Raw genomic sequence first — 15171 nt, 5'->3', positions numbered from 1 at the left:
AACACAAATAGATATACTGGGGATGACACATTATTTCAACACTTTTTCCCTCTACTATTGTATCCAGCATTTGCAGCAGACCCTTATGTGTAGCTGTCTTTCCGTAAAAATCAATTAGGGAATGACAAAAGGCTCTACCTATACTACCGCCCGATTAAGTGAGCTTGAGATTCTATCAACACAAAACTTCCGCAAAATGTTGTTATTGGCATGCTTATTATTCATTTCATAAGTTCATAAAGAATTCGCCTATTCTAATTAATTTATGTAGACATAAAAATTCTAATGGCATAAATAAACTAATTAGTGAAGGAAAAGTTGTTTTTTTACAAAAGGGAGCTAGGTAATTGATAAGCTTAATGTGCAACAGTAAATGTGGAACGAAACTGGCTCTACCTTAAGGAGAAGGGGGAGAGGTTATGCATTTTGAAATGTATACTTGGCCGCATTACATCTTAATGATTTCTCCGATTTTAATTACTTGTGTCATCATCAAAGTGATGAGCGGGAAAAGTTTTGAAAAACAGCATTTAGTTGGCAAGGTATTGGCTGTTATTTTAATACTTTTTATGGTCATTAGGAATATTAATAATTTCTTTAAGGGTAATGTGGTATCAGATTTAATCCCATTGCAATTATGCCATTTGTCTGCTTGGTTAATTGTACCAGGAGCGATTTTTAACAGAAACGGATATTTATCATTGATTGCCATTACGTTGTCATTGCCAGCTGGCTATACTTCATTAGTTTTCGCTGATCCATTAGTCCATTACTCTAGTTTATTTGAAGTGAGTGCCATTTGTTACGTGATATTACATGTGTTTATCGTAATCGGTGCAATGTACTTGATGTTTATCTACAGACCAAAATTTAATTTCAAAGATTTCTTGAAAAGTTTTGCGATTCTATCAGTTTACTTTTTGATTACAATCGTCATCAATAACATCTTCATCAGTCATGGTGTGCCTTCATTTTATTTCTACAGTGTATTACCAGAACCTGGAACTCCGTTAGAAACATTTTTTAACTGGGGAACAAATTATCATGTTTTAGGGCTAACCATTAACCCAATCTATAATCTCCTGATTCTTTCGATTGCAACAGCCATTATGCTTTCAATCTATACAATTTACAACATTTTTCAAAAAAATAAAGGAACCAATCACCGAAGCAAGCGTTTAAATATATAACTTGAATATAAGGCCGTTTCCCTTAGAGAAACCTCTAAAATTCAACAAAATTTTTGCAGTTTACGTGCAAAAAAAAACAAGGATGGTGCCAATAAATTTTGCATGTTGTTTCCACAAATAGTGAACAAATAGGTATTTTTAATATTGGCACGGTAATTGCAAGTGTATAAGTGAAAATTAAAGATTTTCCTGTTAAAAGAAGTAGGTACGTTTATAATCATCTAAGGAGGCTTAACAATGAAAACAGGTACGGATCGTGTAAAAAGAGGTATGGCTGAAATGCAAAAGGGCGGCGTCATTATGGACGTTGTGAATGCTGAGCAAGCAAAAATAGCAGAGGAAGCAGGAGCGGTAGCTGTAATGGCATTGGAGCGCGTTCCTTCTGATATCCGTGCAAGTGGCGGAGTAGCAAGAATGGCAGATCCACGAATTACTGAAGAAGTTATGAATGCGGTTTCTATTCCAGTTATGGCAAAAGCACGTATCGGACACATCGTAGAAGCCCGAGTACTTGAAGCAATGGGTGTTGATTATATTGATGAGAGTGAAGTTTTAACACCAGCAGATGAAGAGTACCATCTAAATAAAAATGATTACACTGTTCCATTTGTTTGTGGTTGCCGTGATCTTGGCGAAGCAGCACGCCGTATAGGTGAAGGTGCATCCATGCTTCGTACAAAAGGAGAGCCGGGAACTGGTAATATCGTAGAAGCTGTTCGCCATATCCGTAAGGTAAATGCACAAGTACGTAAAGTCGCTACAATGAGTGAAGATGAATTGATGACAGAGGCTAAGCTACTTGGAGCTCCATATGAACTTCTTCTAGAGATTAAGCGTCACGGACGTCTACCTGTAGTAAACTTTGCAGCTGGTGGAGTAGCAACGCCTGCTGATGCTGCACTTATGATGCAATTAGGTGCTGATGGAGTATTTGTTGGTTCTGGAATCTTCAAATCTGATAACCCCGCAAAATTCGCTAGAGCTATCGTGGAAGCAACAACCCACTATAAGGACTATAAACTAATTGCAGAGATTTCAAAAAATCTTGGAATTGCAATGAAAGGTATTGAGATTTCAACTCTGTCTCCTGAAGCGCGAATGCAGGAACGTGGTTGGTAAAAATTTCAAATTTTTCTAGAAGGATTTTAACATACAGGGGAGAATAATCTATTTATTGTGTATAGGTCTAAAAAATAGTCGTAAGCTCTTTCTTGTTAGTGAAAGCGCTTTAACATTTTTGAAAATTTTAAATATTCACATTGACATTGTTTATTCTGACCCGTATACTCGTGTTAGAAACATGTTCAGTGGATTTTTGAAAGGTGGATTATAGCATGCAAACACTGGAAACAGTGATTGTTACAGGATATGCAAAAGCTCCACAGGGAACGTCCATGTATGAAATGTATAAGCATGCTGGAATTGTTCTCGAAGTGAATCTGAAAGATCATAAGATTATCGGAGCTGAATTCACATTCGTAACTGAACTAACTAAAAATTATTTTCAAAAACTGCTGATAGGCTACTGTCTTGAAGACGGTGTCGAGCAGTTGATTAAACGAATTCAAAGTTTTTATTTTGCTCCATCCCAGCAAGCGATCATTGTGGCTCTACAAGCTGCAGTTCAACGTTACTGGGATAATGTGAAGCAAATGAATACATAACGTTTGGTTATAATAAAGTGGGAAGATGACCTCTTCCCATGGTCTTATTAAAACCGGGCAAACATGAACTCTTTGTAAGGAATGTTCGTTGGAACGACATTCTTTATAGAGATTTATGTTTTGCTCGGTTTTTTATTTTACCGAACTGTTACATCCACAAAAGTCGATGGAGAGGCAGGTATAAAAAAACATGAGCAAGCTGATTACATGCGAAGAAGCTGTAAAAAAGGTTAAAAGCGGCTCTCGAATTATGGTAGGTGGATTTGGACTTGTAGGAAGTCCGCTTAGTTTAATAGCCGCTTTGGCGCAAACGAAAGTGAAAGACTTAGAGATTATTAGTAATAACCTTGGTGAACCAGGCAGAGGTCTTGGAGTTTTAGTACGGCAAAGACAAGTGAAAAAAGCGATAGGTTCGTATTTTACATCCAACCCGGAGGTGGTTAAGGCTTATCAGGATAAGGAAATGGAAGTGGAGCTTCTCCCGCAAGGAACGATGTCTGAAGCCATTCGAGCGGGCGGTGCGGGATTAGGAGGGTTTTATACACCAGTCAGCGTAGGAACGAAAATCGCTGAAAACAAAGAAGAGCGTACCCTTAACGGTAAAAAGTATGTGTTCCAAGAGCCTCTTAAAGCCAATTTTTCTTTAATTAAAGCGAAAAAAGCGGATCAATTAGGAAATCTCATTTACAGCAAATCGGCAAGAAACTTCAATCCGATGATGGCAACAGCTGCGGATGTGGTTATTGCCGAGGTGGACGAGATTGTGGAGGTAGGCCAAATTTCTCCTGAAGAAATTGTGACTCCTCATTTATACGTTGATTTTATCGTTGTGAAGGGCGGGAACTAGCTTGAACGTGAAACAATACATTGCTGCAAGAGCGGCGAAGGAATTGAAGGATGGGGATATCGTCAATTTGGGGATAGGGATTCCAACGCTGGTGGCTGATTACATTCCATCAGATGTTAAAGTTTTTTTACACTCTGAAAACGGCATTCTTGGAGTAGGTCCTACGCCTGATCCAGAGCATATTGACCAAAATCTTGTCAATGCAGGAAAACTTCCTGTCACAGTATTGGAAGGGTCATCCTATTTTGATAGCGCTTCCTCTTTTGCAATGATTCGCGGAGGACATGTAAGCGTTTCGATTCTTGGTGTGCTGCAAATCGATGCAATTGGCCGGATCGCCAACTGGGCCGTCCCAGGAAAAAGTGTTCTTGGTGTAGGCGGGGCGATGGATTTATTGGAAGGCTCCAAAAAGGTAATCGTAACAACAATGCATACTTCTAACCAGGGAGAGTCAAAAATTGTCAAGGAATTAACCTATCCGATCACATCGGAACGAATAGTGGATTTAATTATTACCGATTTGGCGGTGTTCGCTGTAAAGGAAGATGGACTTCATCTTATTGAGCTGTCCCCTGGAACTTCCCTTGAGGAAGTTCAACAGAAAACGGACGCACCCTTTCAAATTGCTGAATCTTTCAATAGAGGCAAAGAGGTGACTGCATAGTGGTTGTAATCGTAAATGCGTTTCGGACTGCTATCGGAAGCTTCGCCGGATCACTGGCAGATACGCCTCCAGAAGAGCTCGTATCTCTCATCATGAAAAATAATCTTTCTGCTTCCGGATACGGTGCCAATATTGTCGATGAAGTCATCGTCGGCCAAACAAAGCAGAGTGCGCATGCTCCGAATATTGCAAGAGTCGCGGCATTACAGTCCCATTTTCCAGAATCGATTCCTGCTTATACTGTTCATCGTCAGTGTGGTTCGGGCATGCAGGCTGTCATTAACGGGGCGATGTCCATTTTGACTGGTCAGGCGGAAGTCGTTTTAGCAGGAGGCGTCGAAAACATGTCGCAAGCGCCTCATTATATGGTTGGCACTCGTTTCGGCCACAAGATGGGAGATATGACGCTGTATGATTCAAATACGGAAAGTCAGCCAAAATCGCAGCCGGAGGAGATATACGGCCGTTTCACGATGGGGCAAACAGCTGAGTGGCTGGCTGAAAAATATAACATTAGCCGCCGTGAACAAGATGAATTTGCCTTCACGAGTCAGCAAAAATCGAAACGTGCAATTGAAATGGGCCATTTTGAAGAAGAAATCATTCCTGTTCCGGTAAAGGAAGGGAAAAAGGGGATTAGACACTTTGCGATAGATGAGTACCCAAGATTGACGGACATTGAAAAGTTAGGAACATTAAGTTCTGTGTTTCAAAAGGATGGTACGGTAACTGCCGGAAACTCATCCGGAAGAAATGATGGCGCCTCGATGCTGCTGTTGATGTCGGAAGAAAAAGCGAAACAACTTGGAGTGGTTCCGATGGCAAGGATTCGTTCCTTTGCTGCAGCGGGTGTATCACCAAAAGAAATGGGAATTGGTCCGGTTCCTGCATCCCAAATTGCTTTGAAAAAAGCGGGTCTTCTTTTGGAGGATATCGATTTGATTGAATTAAATGAAGCATTTGCCGCTCAAAGTCTTGCTTGTTTAAAAGAATGGGACATAAAAGGAGATAAAGTGAATGTAAACGGAGGAGCGATTGCCTTAGGGCATCCACTTGGGTGCTCCGGTGCAAGAATCGTCACTACATTATGTCATGAGCTTGAAAAACAAAAGCGGCAATATGGCCTTGCAACGATTTGTGTGGCAGGAGGATTAGGAATGGCAATGGTGGTGGAAAGATGGATGGAATAAAAAAAGACTACGTGTTTCATCGTGATTTAAAAAAGGAGTACCCGATTATTACCCACGGTGCAGGGGTCTATCTCATAGATGAGAACGGGAAAAAATATTTGGATGCTTGCTCGGGAGCGGTTGCAGCCAACTTGGGCCATGGGATTAGTTCTATAGGAGAGGCCATGGCAGAACAAGCAAAAAAAGCAGCTTTCGTCCATACAATGCGCTTCGAGACGAAAGCGTTGCATGAACTGGCTGAAACAATCGGAAAAATGGCCCCCGACCATTTAAATAAAGTGTATTTTACAACCGGAGGCTCCGAAGCAAATGAAAGTGCTTTGAAGCTGGCTAGGCAATATCATAGGGACGCCGGAAGACCCCAAAAACACATGGTGATCGGGCGATGGCAATCGTATCACGGAAACACCATCGGCTCTTTATCAGCAGGAGGAGACGTTAAAAGAAGGCATGCATACACTCCTAATCTTTTAAACTATGCCCATGTCTATTCTCCTTACTGCCACCGATGTCCATACGATCGTCAAAAAGATGATTGTCTCTCCAAACAAAACTGGACGTGTGTAACGGATATTGAAAGAACCATTTTAGAAATTGGTCCTGAGAACGTGTCGGCATTTATCGCCGAACCGATTGTCGGAAGCCAGCAAGGTGCTGTTCCACCGCCGCTGGGGTATTTTGAGAAAGTTCGAGAGCTGTGTGATCGTTACGAAATCGTCTTAATTATCGATGAAGTGATGACTGGATTCGGCCGTACTGGTACCAACTTTGCGACAGAACAGATTGGAATCGAACCTGATATCATCACGTTTGGAAAAGGGGTTTCGGCAGGATATGCTCCGCTGGCCGGAATGATTGTTCATGAACGGTTAATCGATGGACTCATTCAAAACAGTGACGGGAAATTTATTCACGGTTATACCTATAGCGGGCATCCTGTGGCAGTGGCAGCGGGCCTTGCTGCATTAGACGTATATGAGCGAGATATGGTGCTGGAAAACGTAAAAAAACAAGGGACCTACCTTTTCAACCGTCTTATGGAACTGAAGCAAAAACATTCTTATATATCTGATGTTCGGGGCAGAGGGCTTTTAATCGGTATGGAGCTTGTGAAGGATCGTGAGCAGGATCTATTGTTCAAACCTACTGAAAAAGCTGCTGAAAGATTGAATGGAATTGCGATGGAACTCGGTGCGGTTTTTTATCCCGGTTCCGGTTCAATTGACGGCACCATGGGGGAGCACTTTATCATCAGTCCTCCTTTAAATGTCACGAAAATAGAAATTGATGAAATTGTGAGAATACTAGATGAATCATTATCGATATTCCAGGGCCAATTTAGAAAGGATGAGGCATATGAAATTACAAAGTAAAACAAACGAAATTCAAGAAAAAGCACGAAAGCATTTATCACCGGTCATGACAAGGGTAACGGAGCTTGTCATTGAAAAAGCGCATGGCGCCAAATTTTGGACGACAGACGGAAAGGAATATATCGATTTTGTTTCAGGAGTGGCCGTCAATGCAGTCGGGCATACGAACGAAAAAATGGTGGAAGCCATTAAAAAGCAAGCTGAAAATTTGATTCATCTTGGATTGAACTATGGTTATTATGAAACGGCAGCGAATTTGGCAGAAAAGCTTGCTCAAATCACACCAGGAAATCTAGACACTGTCTTTTTCTCCAATTCGGGAGCTGAAGCTATTGACGGTGCACTTAAACTAGCAAAGGCGGCCACAGGGAGACCCGCCATCATTGCTTTTGAAGGATCGTTTCATGGCCGTACATTAGGAGCAACAGCTATTACGGCATCAAGCTCTAAATACCGCCGTTATTATGAACCGATTTTAGGTGAGGTGTATCACGTTCCATATCCGTATCCCAGCCAGCTGAAAAACATTAGAGAAGAAGAAGCTGAAGAGTATTGTTTGAATCAGCTTCAAAAATTGTTCGATTTACGCGTTGATCCTTCACGTGTAGCGGCCATTATCATTGAACCGGTAATGGGCGAAGGCGGCTATTATCCGGCGCCGCCAAGCTTTTTGCAGTCGTTAAGAAAGATGACAGAGGAACACGGCATTTTGCTTATCTTTGACGAAGTACAAACAGGATTTGGCCGTACAGGCAAAATGTTCGCGGCAGAGCATGCGAATGTGACTCCTGATATTTTAGTACTGGCAAAAGCCCTCTCCGGCGGCATGCCTCTTGGTGCTATTGTAGCAAGTCGTGAGCTTCATGAAAAATGGCCGACGGCCGGTCATGGTTCGACATTTGGAGGAAATCCAGTTTCTTGTGCTGCGGCATTGGCAAACATTGAGGTCATTGAGGAAGAGAAGCTAGTAGAACGCAGTGCTAAACTCGGTGCCAAGATTGTCGGTCGACTTCATAATTCGGTAGGACATTTACCGGGCATTGTTGAAGTTCGAGGAGTCGGCATGATGATCGGTATTGAATTCGATTCGCAATCTGCTGCTTTCTTTGTACCGAAAATTAAATCGAAAGCACTGGAAAATGGATTGCTCATTATGAACTGCGGTGTAAGCGGGCAAACGATCCGATTAATGCTGCCTCTTAATATTCAAGAAGATGTACTAGATATAGGATTAACGATTTTAGAAGATGTGATAACAGAAACTATTTCCGGAAACTAATTTTCGATTCCTCGGAATACCACGAAAAAGGAGGTCAAGTTTATGTCAAGTCAAATCAAAACAGATATTCTTCAGGGAGATCTTTATATAAATGGAAAATGGGTAAGTGCCCCCGGTCAGTCCTACTTTGAAAGCTTAAATCCGGCAACGGGGGAACTTTTCGGCGTATGTGCTTCAGCCACAACAGAGCAAGTAGATGAGGCTGTCACAAAAGCGAATGAAGCGTATTCACAATGGAAGAACACCCCCATTCCAGAACGAGCGGCTTATTTAACGAAAGCAGCCCAATTGTTTGAAATACGAAAACAGGAACTTGCTAGTGTCATGACAATGGAGATGGGCAAAGTGCTGCCAGAGTCTATAGGTGAAGTCGGAGTGGTCATCGCGACTGCTCAATATATGGCAGGCGAGGGACGACGCCTCTTTGGAGAAACGGTCCCTGCGGGCTTCCCAGACCGGAACGTACGAATGGTTCGTGAACCTCTTGGAGTTGCGGCGTGCATTACCCCTTGGAACTTTCCGGTTGCGCTTGCTTCCTACAAAATCTTTTCAGCTCTGATTGCTGGTAATACTGTCGTATGGAAGCCTGCTTCAGAGGTTGCGCTATCGGCAAAGATTTTTGTGGAAGTGTTAGATGAAGCTGGATTGCCAGCAGGGGTTGTGAACTTAATTACCGGTTCAGGAAGAACAGTCGGTCAAACACTAGCAGAGCATACGGATGTTAAAGTCATTTCGTTTACGGGCTCAACAGAAGTCGGACAAAAGCTGGCTGAAATGAGCAGTAAAACATTAAAACGTATTTCATTGGAATTGGGTGGGAAAAATGCAGTGATCGTCTTGAAGGATGCGGACTTGGACAAGGCGGCAGACGGAATCGTAAAATCAGCGTTTACGACAACTGGTCAGCGCTGTACAGCGGCAAGCCGAGTAATCGTCGAGCATCCGGTAAAGGAACTGCTCATACAAAAAGTAGTCGAAATAACAAAATCTATGAAAATAGGAAATGGACTTGAAGAAGGGAAACAAGTGGGACCTCTCGTAAATGAAGACCAGCTTCATATAGTCGAAAAATATGTAAAAACAGCGATTGAAGAAGGTGGGAAAATTGTATCAGGCGGTCAGCGAGTTAAAGAATTAGGCGGCTATTATTATGAACCGACAATAATTGAAAATGTGAAACCGAATGATACCATTGCCCAGGAAGAAATATTTGGTCCTGTTCTTGCCATCATTGAAGTAGATTCATATGAGGAAGCCATGGAGGTAAATAACGGGACAATTTATGGGCTATCAACTTCTATTTATACAGAGAGCCTTCATTATGCGAACCGTGCTGCGAAGGAAGCAGTAAGCGGACTTGTCTATATTAATAACGGAACATCCAATGCCGAAATGGGAGTTGCATTTGGAGGCATGAAAATGTCCGGAAACGGTCACCGTGAAGTTTCCCATCATGCATTCGATGTCATGACAGAGTGGAAGTCGATTTATACGAACTATTAAATGAACGGGATGGGGGAGAACATGAGAAAACATCGTATCGGTATTGCATTCTTTTACCATGAATCCCACAGTTTCAGCCCGATGAAAACTGAAATCGAACAGTTTCGAAATGAAGGATACTTTATCGGCGATGAAATTTATGATGCCTATATTGGTACGAAAACGGAAGTGGGCGGGTTTTTGGATGTATTGAAACAGGAAGAGGATGTAGAAATCGTGCCGCTGCTTTGTGCGGCAGCGGTCCCATCGGGCGTAGTATCAACAGAAGCGTATTCCATCATCGAAGAGCAAATGCTCCAGTCAATCCGGGAGGCTGGAAGGCTGGACGGATTATTGCTTGCACTGCATGGAGCGATGGTAGTGGAGGACCTCTTTGATCCAGAAGAGCATTTACTAGGAAAAATTCGTGAGCATATCGGACAGAATGTCCCGATTGCGACGACCCTGGATATGCACGCCAATTTAAGCAGAAAAATGATTGATTACACACCGCTTCATTTTGGATTTAAAACATATCCGCATATTGATATGTACGAACAAGGCATACATGCGGCAATCGCTTTGTTAAAACAATTAAAGGAAGGTGTGACTTACTACGCTTCTTTTGAAAAATTGCCGATGATGCCTCCCTCTATCAATATGAGAACTGCAGAAGGGCCGATGCACCAAATGATCGAGTGGGCGAAACAAGCCGAAGAGGAAGAAGGAATTCATCATGTGTCCGTATTTGGTGGCTTTCCTTACTCGGATATTCCCATGGTCGGTGCAAGTGTACTTGTTGTTTCGCTCGATCCGCAAAAAGGAAAAGAGACTGCCCAAAAGATGGCTTCCTTGTTCTGGAGTGTAAGAGAAGAATTTATCATGGATTTGCCCGGTGTAACAGAAGGGCTAGATTTGGCGATGTCGATTGATGATGACAAACCGGTAGTGCTGGTGGACATCTCGGATAATCCTTTAAGCTGCGGGAGCGGGGATACAACAGAGCTTCTTCGAAAAATGGTAGACATGAATATTCCTGACACACTGTTTGGAGGACTCTACGATCCCGAATCTATTGAGGCATGCCGTAATGCAGGAGTCGGACACAAGGTATCGTTATCCCTTGGTGGGAAAGTATCTCCAGAATTTGGGGAACCCGTTCAGGTCGAAGCAACGGTCGTGGCTCTATCAGACGGTATATTTCACAATTCTGGGCCCTTCAATCAGCATTTAAAAGTGGATTTAAAGGGAACGGCACACATTCGCGTTGGCGAGATGGATGTCCTACTTATTGGAAGGCCGATGTCAGCGAATGATCCGGAAATGTTTCGTCATATTGGCCTTGAGCCGCAGGCAAAGAGAATTCTTGGGTTAAAGGCTAAAAATCATTTTCGGGCAGCGTTTGAGCCGATTGTTGGCCGTATCATTTATGTGGATGCACCTGGTGTTGCATCCAATCGGTTAACAACTTTTACGTATCGTTACATTCCTAAGCCAATTTGGCCGCTGGATGATATCCAATATGAAGTAGAACGGAGGGGGACAGAAAAATGGAAACATTGAACAAAACCTATTATGTCGAAGTACCAGCTTCATTGAATCCAGAACAGCTAAAAATGATGATGGAGCTTGAGCAAGATGCGTTTCCGGGATTAGGAGCAGTAGATGAACAAGCCCTTGTCCCGCTTACACGCTACGGGAAACTCATTCAATACCGGCAGCAAAATGATCCAAGGCCGGTTGCGATTTGCGAAGTGATGAGAGCTTACAGTGATATTCATAAAGCCTACATTTTTGGGTTTTATGTCCGCTCCGACCAGCAAGGGAAAGGAATCGGGAAATTATTTTTACAGGAAATTTATCCGCTTCTAAAGCAAGATGGTTTTCGTAAGGTTTGCTTGACGGTCAGTACTAAAAACAAGGCAGCCGTCAAGTTATATGAAAAATTAGGGTTTGTCATAAAAGAAACGAGATTCGATGAATTTGGTGAAGGGGAAAATCGCTATTATATGGAATACCTCATTTCTTAATATAGTAATGATCAGATGAAAATTCATCAAAAATGGTCAATAGAAAATAGGCTAATTTTAGGAGGAGTTTATGATGAGAAACAATTTATTCAAACCAAAAAGACATTGGAAAGAAATCGAGCTTTGGAAGGATGTTACAGAGGAGCAATGGAACGATTGGGTTTGGCAATTGACGAATACAATCAAAAATTTAGATGACTTAAAGAAAGTAGTTAACTTAACACCAGAAGAAGAGGAAGGGGTTTTAATCTCAACAAAAACAATCCCATTAAACATCACGCCATATTATGCATCGCTTATGGATCCTGATGATTCAAGATGTCCGGTTCGAATGCAGTCTGTTCCGATTTCTGCAGAATTGCATAAAACAAGATATGATTTAGAAGATCCCCTGCACGAAGATGAAGATTCACCAGTACCTGGGTTAACACATCGTTATCCTGATCGCGTGTTGTTCCTAGTAACAAACCAATGCTCCATGTACTGCCGTTACTGCACAAGAAGGCGCTTCTCCGGACAAATCGGAATGGGTGTACCAAAGAAACAGTTAGACACAGCGATTAATTATATCGCATCTAACCCACAGATTAGAGATGTGTTAATTTCCGGAGGAGACGGGCTCCTTATTAATGACAATATTTTAGAATATATTTTAAAGAATTTACGTGAGATTCCGCATGTAGAAATTATTCGAATCGGTACAAGAGCACCTGTCGTATTCCCACAGCGTATTACCGAAAATCTTTGTAATATCTTGAAAAAGTATCATCCAGTTTGGTTGAATACACATTTCAATACATCTATTGAAATTACGGAAGAATCGAAGCGTGCGTGTGAAATGCTTGCAAATGTTGGTGTACCTGTTGGTAACCAGGCTGTTATTTTAGCAGGCATTAACGACAGTGTACCGATCATGAAACAGCTTATGCATGACCTTGTTAAAATTCGCGTTCGTCCATATTATATTTACCAATGTGATTTATCTGAAGGGATTGGCCATTTCCGTGCACCAATCAGCAAAGGATTGGAAATTATGGAAGGACTTCGCGGCCATACATCGGGTTATGCCGTTCCAACATTTATTGTTGATGCCCCGGGTGGAGGCGGTAAAATTCCATTGCAGCCGAACTATATCATTTCTCAAAGTTCTAATAAAGTCGTATTGCGTAACTTTGAAGGTGTCATTACATCCTATCCAGAACCAACAAATTATCAGTCAGGCAGTGCAGAGGATTACTACAAAAAGGTTTATCCTGAAGTGTTTGAAAAGTTTGAAAGTAATGGTGTTCTATCCATTATTGATGATACGAAATTTAACCTTACACCTGAAGGATTAAAACGGTTAGATCGCCGCAAAACGTATAAGGAAAATATTGAGCATAGTTCATTAAAAGATAAACGTGACAAACGTGACGAGTTAAAAGAGAAAAAATTCCAATCACAAATGAAGAAATATGAAACAGTGGGAGCAAAGGAGGAATAATTTTGATTTGTCAATGGTGCGAATCTGACACAGCACGTGAAACGAGCAACAAAGTGTATTGGGAACTTCCAGATGGAACAAATGCGATCGAAATTAAGGACACTCCATCCATTCATTGCTTGGAATGCGGTATGACCTATCAAACAGATCATACGGTGAAAGAAATTGAGGATCATCTATTTTTAATTGATTGCTCAAAGCTCGAAAAAAGTATGACGTATGAAACACTTATGGCCGCTCCACGCTTATTGAAGCGAAACTACTTTGATTTTTCGAAATAATTAGCCTAGCCATCTCTCATTTTTCAATATTAAGTGGGAGATGGCATATATTTTCTAAAAAGTTAGATAGATGCTAATAGATGAAGAATTAAGGAGGACAAGAATGGAAGCAATCAACATCTATAATAATGACAAAAATAATCAGAAACATCAGAATAATAAGGAAAGTAAAGAGCATATTAAACGCAATCTAAAGGCACGTCACATGACGATGATTGCTATTGGAGGGTCAATCGGGACAGGGTTATTTCTAGCGACAGGGGCGTCCATTCAAACAGCTGGACCTGGTGGAGCGTTAATAGCTTATGGGGCAATCGGGATTATGGTCTACTTTTTAATGACAAGTCTCGGAGAAATGGCTACCTTAATGCCGGTTTCGGGATCATTTTCAACATATGGTAGTCGTTTTGTCGATCCAGCATTTGGTTTTGCGCTTGGTTGGAATTATTGGTTTAACTGGGCTATTACACTGGCGGTTGAAATAGCTGCATCAGCAATTATTATGAAGTTCTGGTTTCCGGATGTACCGAGCATCGTGTGGAGTGCACTGTTTTTAGGTCTAATCTTTTTATTGAATGCATTGTCGGTTAAAAGTTACGGAGAATCCGAGTATTGGTTCTCCTTAATAAAAGTAGTGACAATCATCGTTTTCATTGGAGTCGGTTTGCTTACCATTTTCGGTATTCTTGGCGGACAGTTTATCGGGTTTAAAAACTTTACTATGGGAGATGCTCCGGTTCATGGCGGCCTTTTGTCCATTTTAAGTATTTTTTTCATTGCAGGTTTTTCCTTTCAAGGAACGGAACTCGTGGGGATTGCTGCAGGAGAAAGTGAAGAGCCGGAGAAAAACGTACCAAAGGCGATTCGACAAGTATTTTGGCGAATTCTTCTATTCTATGTCGTTGCCATTGCTGTCATTGGCCTTATTATTCCTTATACAAGTCCAAACCTTTTAGGCAGGGATGTCGACAGCATCGCTGTCAGCCCTTTTACCCTTGTATTTGAGAAAGTGGGCATTGCATTTGCGGCATCTGTGATGAATGCGGTCATTTTGACATCGGTCTTATCGGCAGGGAGTTCCGGTTTATATGCTTCGACACGCATGCTTTGGTCCATGGCAAAGGACGGTCAGGCACCTAAATTTTTACAAAATGTAAATAATCGCGGGATTCCGATGAATGCCCTTGTCATGACGACGATTATCGGAGGCTTTGCCTTTTTAACGTCCATTTTTGGAGATCAAGTGTATACATGGTTATTAAATGCGTCAGGCTTAACTGGATTTATTGCTTGGCTAGGAATTGCAGTCAGCCATTATCGTTTTAGAAAAGCATATATGGCCCAGGGCAGGGACATGAATGATTTGAAATTTAAAGCGAAATGGTTTCCGCTTGGTCCGATTCTTGCTTTTGCGATGTGTGTCTTTGTTATTTTCGGCCAAAATTATCAAGCTTTTCTAGCAAGTGAGATTGATTGGTATGGAATAGCCGTGTCGTATATTGGTTTACCGATCTTTTTGGCATTATGGCTTGGGTATAAACTTGTTCATAAATCGAAGGTCGTTCCACTAAAGGAATGTTCTTTTGATGAGATATCATCAAAATAGAAGGTATAGAGGATGGGTATAAATTCTATAAGGTGAATTAAAATGGAATAGCTATGGACCTGCCAAAAAGCACAAGCTAAAC

14 protein-coding genes are annotated in these 15171 nt (G+C 41.7%); all 14 read left to right on the top strand.

The features are described 5' to 3' along the window. Positions 1-419: 419 nt before the first annotated feature. Complete coding sequence (locus tag QF028_RS19420; RefSeq protein WP_429467880.1) at positions 420-1190, top strand: hypothetical protein; 771 nt, start codon at positions 420-422, stop codon at positions 1188-1190. Between the two features lie 237 nt (positions 1191-1427). Continuing rightward, positions 1428-2309: a pyridoxal 5'-phosphate synthase lyase subunit PdxS gene (gene pdxS, locus QF028_RS19415; protein WP_214717086.1), complete on the top strand. Its 882-nt coding sequence runs from the start codon at positions 1428-1430 to the stop codon at positions 2307-2309. A gap of 215 nt (positions 2310-2524) precedes the next feature. Next, entirely contained in the window at positions 2525-2854 is a 330-nt protein-coding gene (locus QF028_RS19410; protein ID WP_168242528.1) for a DUF3870 domain-containing protein, read from the top strand. A 190-nt stretch (positions 2855-3044) separates the two neighbouring features. Then, complete coding sequence (locus tag QF028_RS19405; protein ID WP_429467876.1) at positions 3045-3701, top strand: CoA transferase subunit A; 657 nt, start codon at positions 3045-3047, stop codon at positions 3699-3701. 1 nt (position 3702) lies between these two features. Continuing rightward, complete coding sequence (locus QF028_RS19400) at positions 3703-4365, top strand: 3-oxoacid CoA-transferase subunit B (protein WP_214999535.1); 663 nt, start codon at positions 3703-3705, stop codon at positions 4363-4365. Next, the gene (locus QF028_RS19395; RefSeq protein ID WP_429467874.1) at positions 4365-5555 is read left to right on the top strand and encodes a thiolase family protein; all 1191 of its coding nucleotides are present in this window, start codon (positions 4365-4367) and stop codon (positions 5553-5555) included. Before QF028_RS19400 ends, QF028_RS19395 begins: the two co-directional genes overlap by 1 nt. Further along, a complete protein-coding gene (locus QF028_RS19390; RefSeq protein WP_429467872.1) occupies positions 5543-6928 on the top strand; it encodes an aspartate aminotransferase family protein in 1386 nt (461 codons plus the stop codon). The genes QF028_RS19395 and QF028_RS19390 overlap by 13 nt, the downstream gene beginning before the upstream one ends. Next, positions 6912-8207, top strand: coding sequence for an aspartate aminotransferase family protein (locus QF028_RS19385; protein ID WP_429467870.1), 1296 nt, complete (start codon positions 6912-6914; stop codon positions 8205-8207). Before QF028_RS19390 ends, QF028_RS19385 begins: the two co-directional genes overlap by 17 nt. 42 nt (positions 8208-8249) lie before the next feature. After that, positions 8250-9710 (top strand): aldehyde dehydrogenase family protein, encoded by a 1461-nt coding sequence (locus tag QF028_RS19380; RefSeq protein ID WP_429467867.1) that lies wholly within the window; start codon positions 8250-8252, stop codon positions 9708-9710. Between the two features lie 21 nt (positions 9711-9731). Then, positions 9732-11252, top strand: a complete 1521-nt coding sequence (locus QF028_RS19375) for a M81 family metallopeptidase (protein WP_429467865.1) — start codon at positions 9732-9734, stop codon at positions 11250-11252. Beyond that, positions 11240-11719 (top strand): GNAT family N-acetyltransferase, encoded by a 480-nt coding sequence (locus QF028_RS19370; protein ID WP_429467862.1) that lies wholly within the window; start codon positions 11240-11242, stop codon positions 11717-11719. The genes QF028_RS19375 and QF028_RS19370 overlap by 13 nt, the downstream gene beginning before the upstream one ends. A 73-nt stretch (positions 11720-11792) precedes the next feature. Then, positions 11793-13202: a lysine 2,3-aminomutase gene (gene ablA, locus QF028_RS19365; protein ID WP_214999521.1), complete on the top strand. Its 1410-nt coding sequence runs from the start codon at positions 11793-11795 to the stop codon at positions 13200-13202. Positions 13203-13204: 2 nt separating this feature from the next. After that, positions 13205-13483, top strand: a complete 279-nt coding sequence (locus QF028_RS19360; RefSeq protein WP_214732270.1) for a YokU family protein — start codon at positions 13205-13207, stop codon at positions 13481-13483. A 103-nt stretch (positions 13484-13586) separates the two neighbouring features. Next, entirely contained in the window at positions 13587-15089 is a 1503-nt protein-coding gene (locus QF028_RS19355) for an amino acid permease (RefSeq protein ID WP_429467860.1), read from the top strand. Positions 15090-15171: the final 82 nt, after the last annotated feature.

It is taken from the genome of Neobacillus sp. B4I6, assembly GCF_050434045.1.
GTDB lineage: Bacteria > Bacillota > Bacilli > Bacillales > Cytobacillaceae > Neobacillus.
This window is presented reverse-complemented; position numbering and strand designations above follow the sequence as displayed.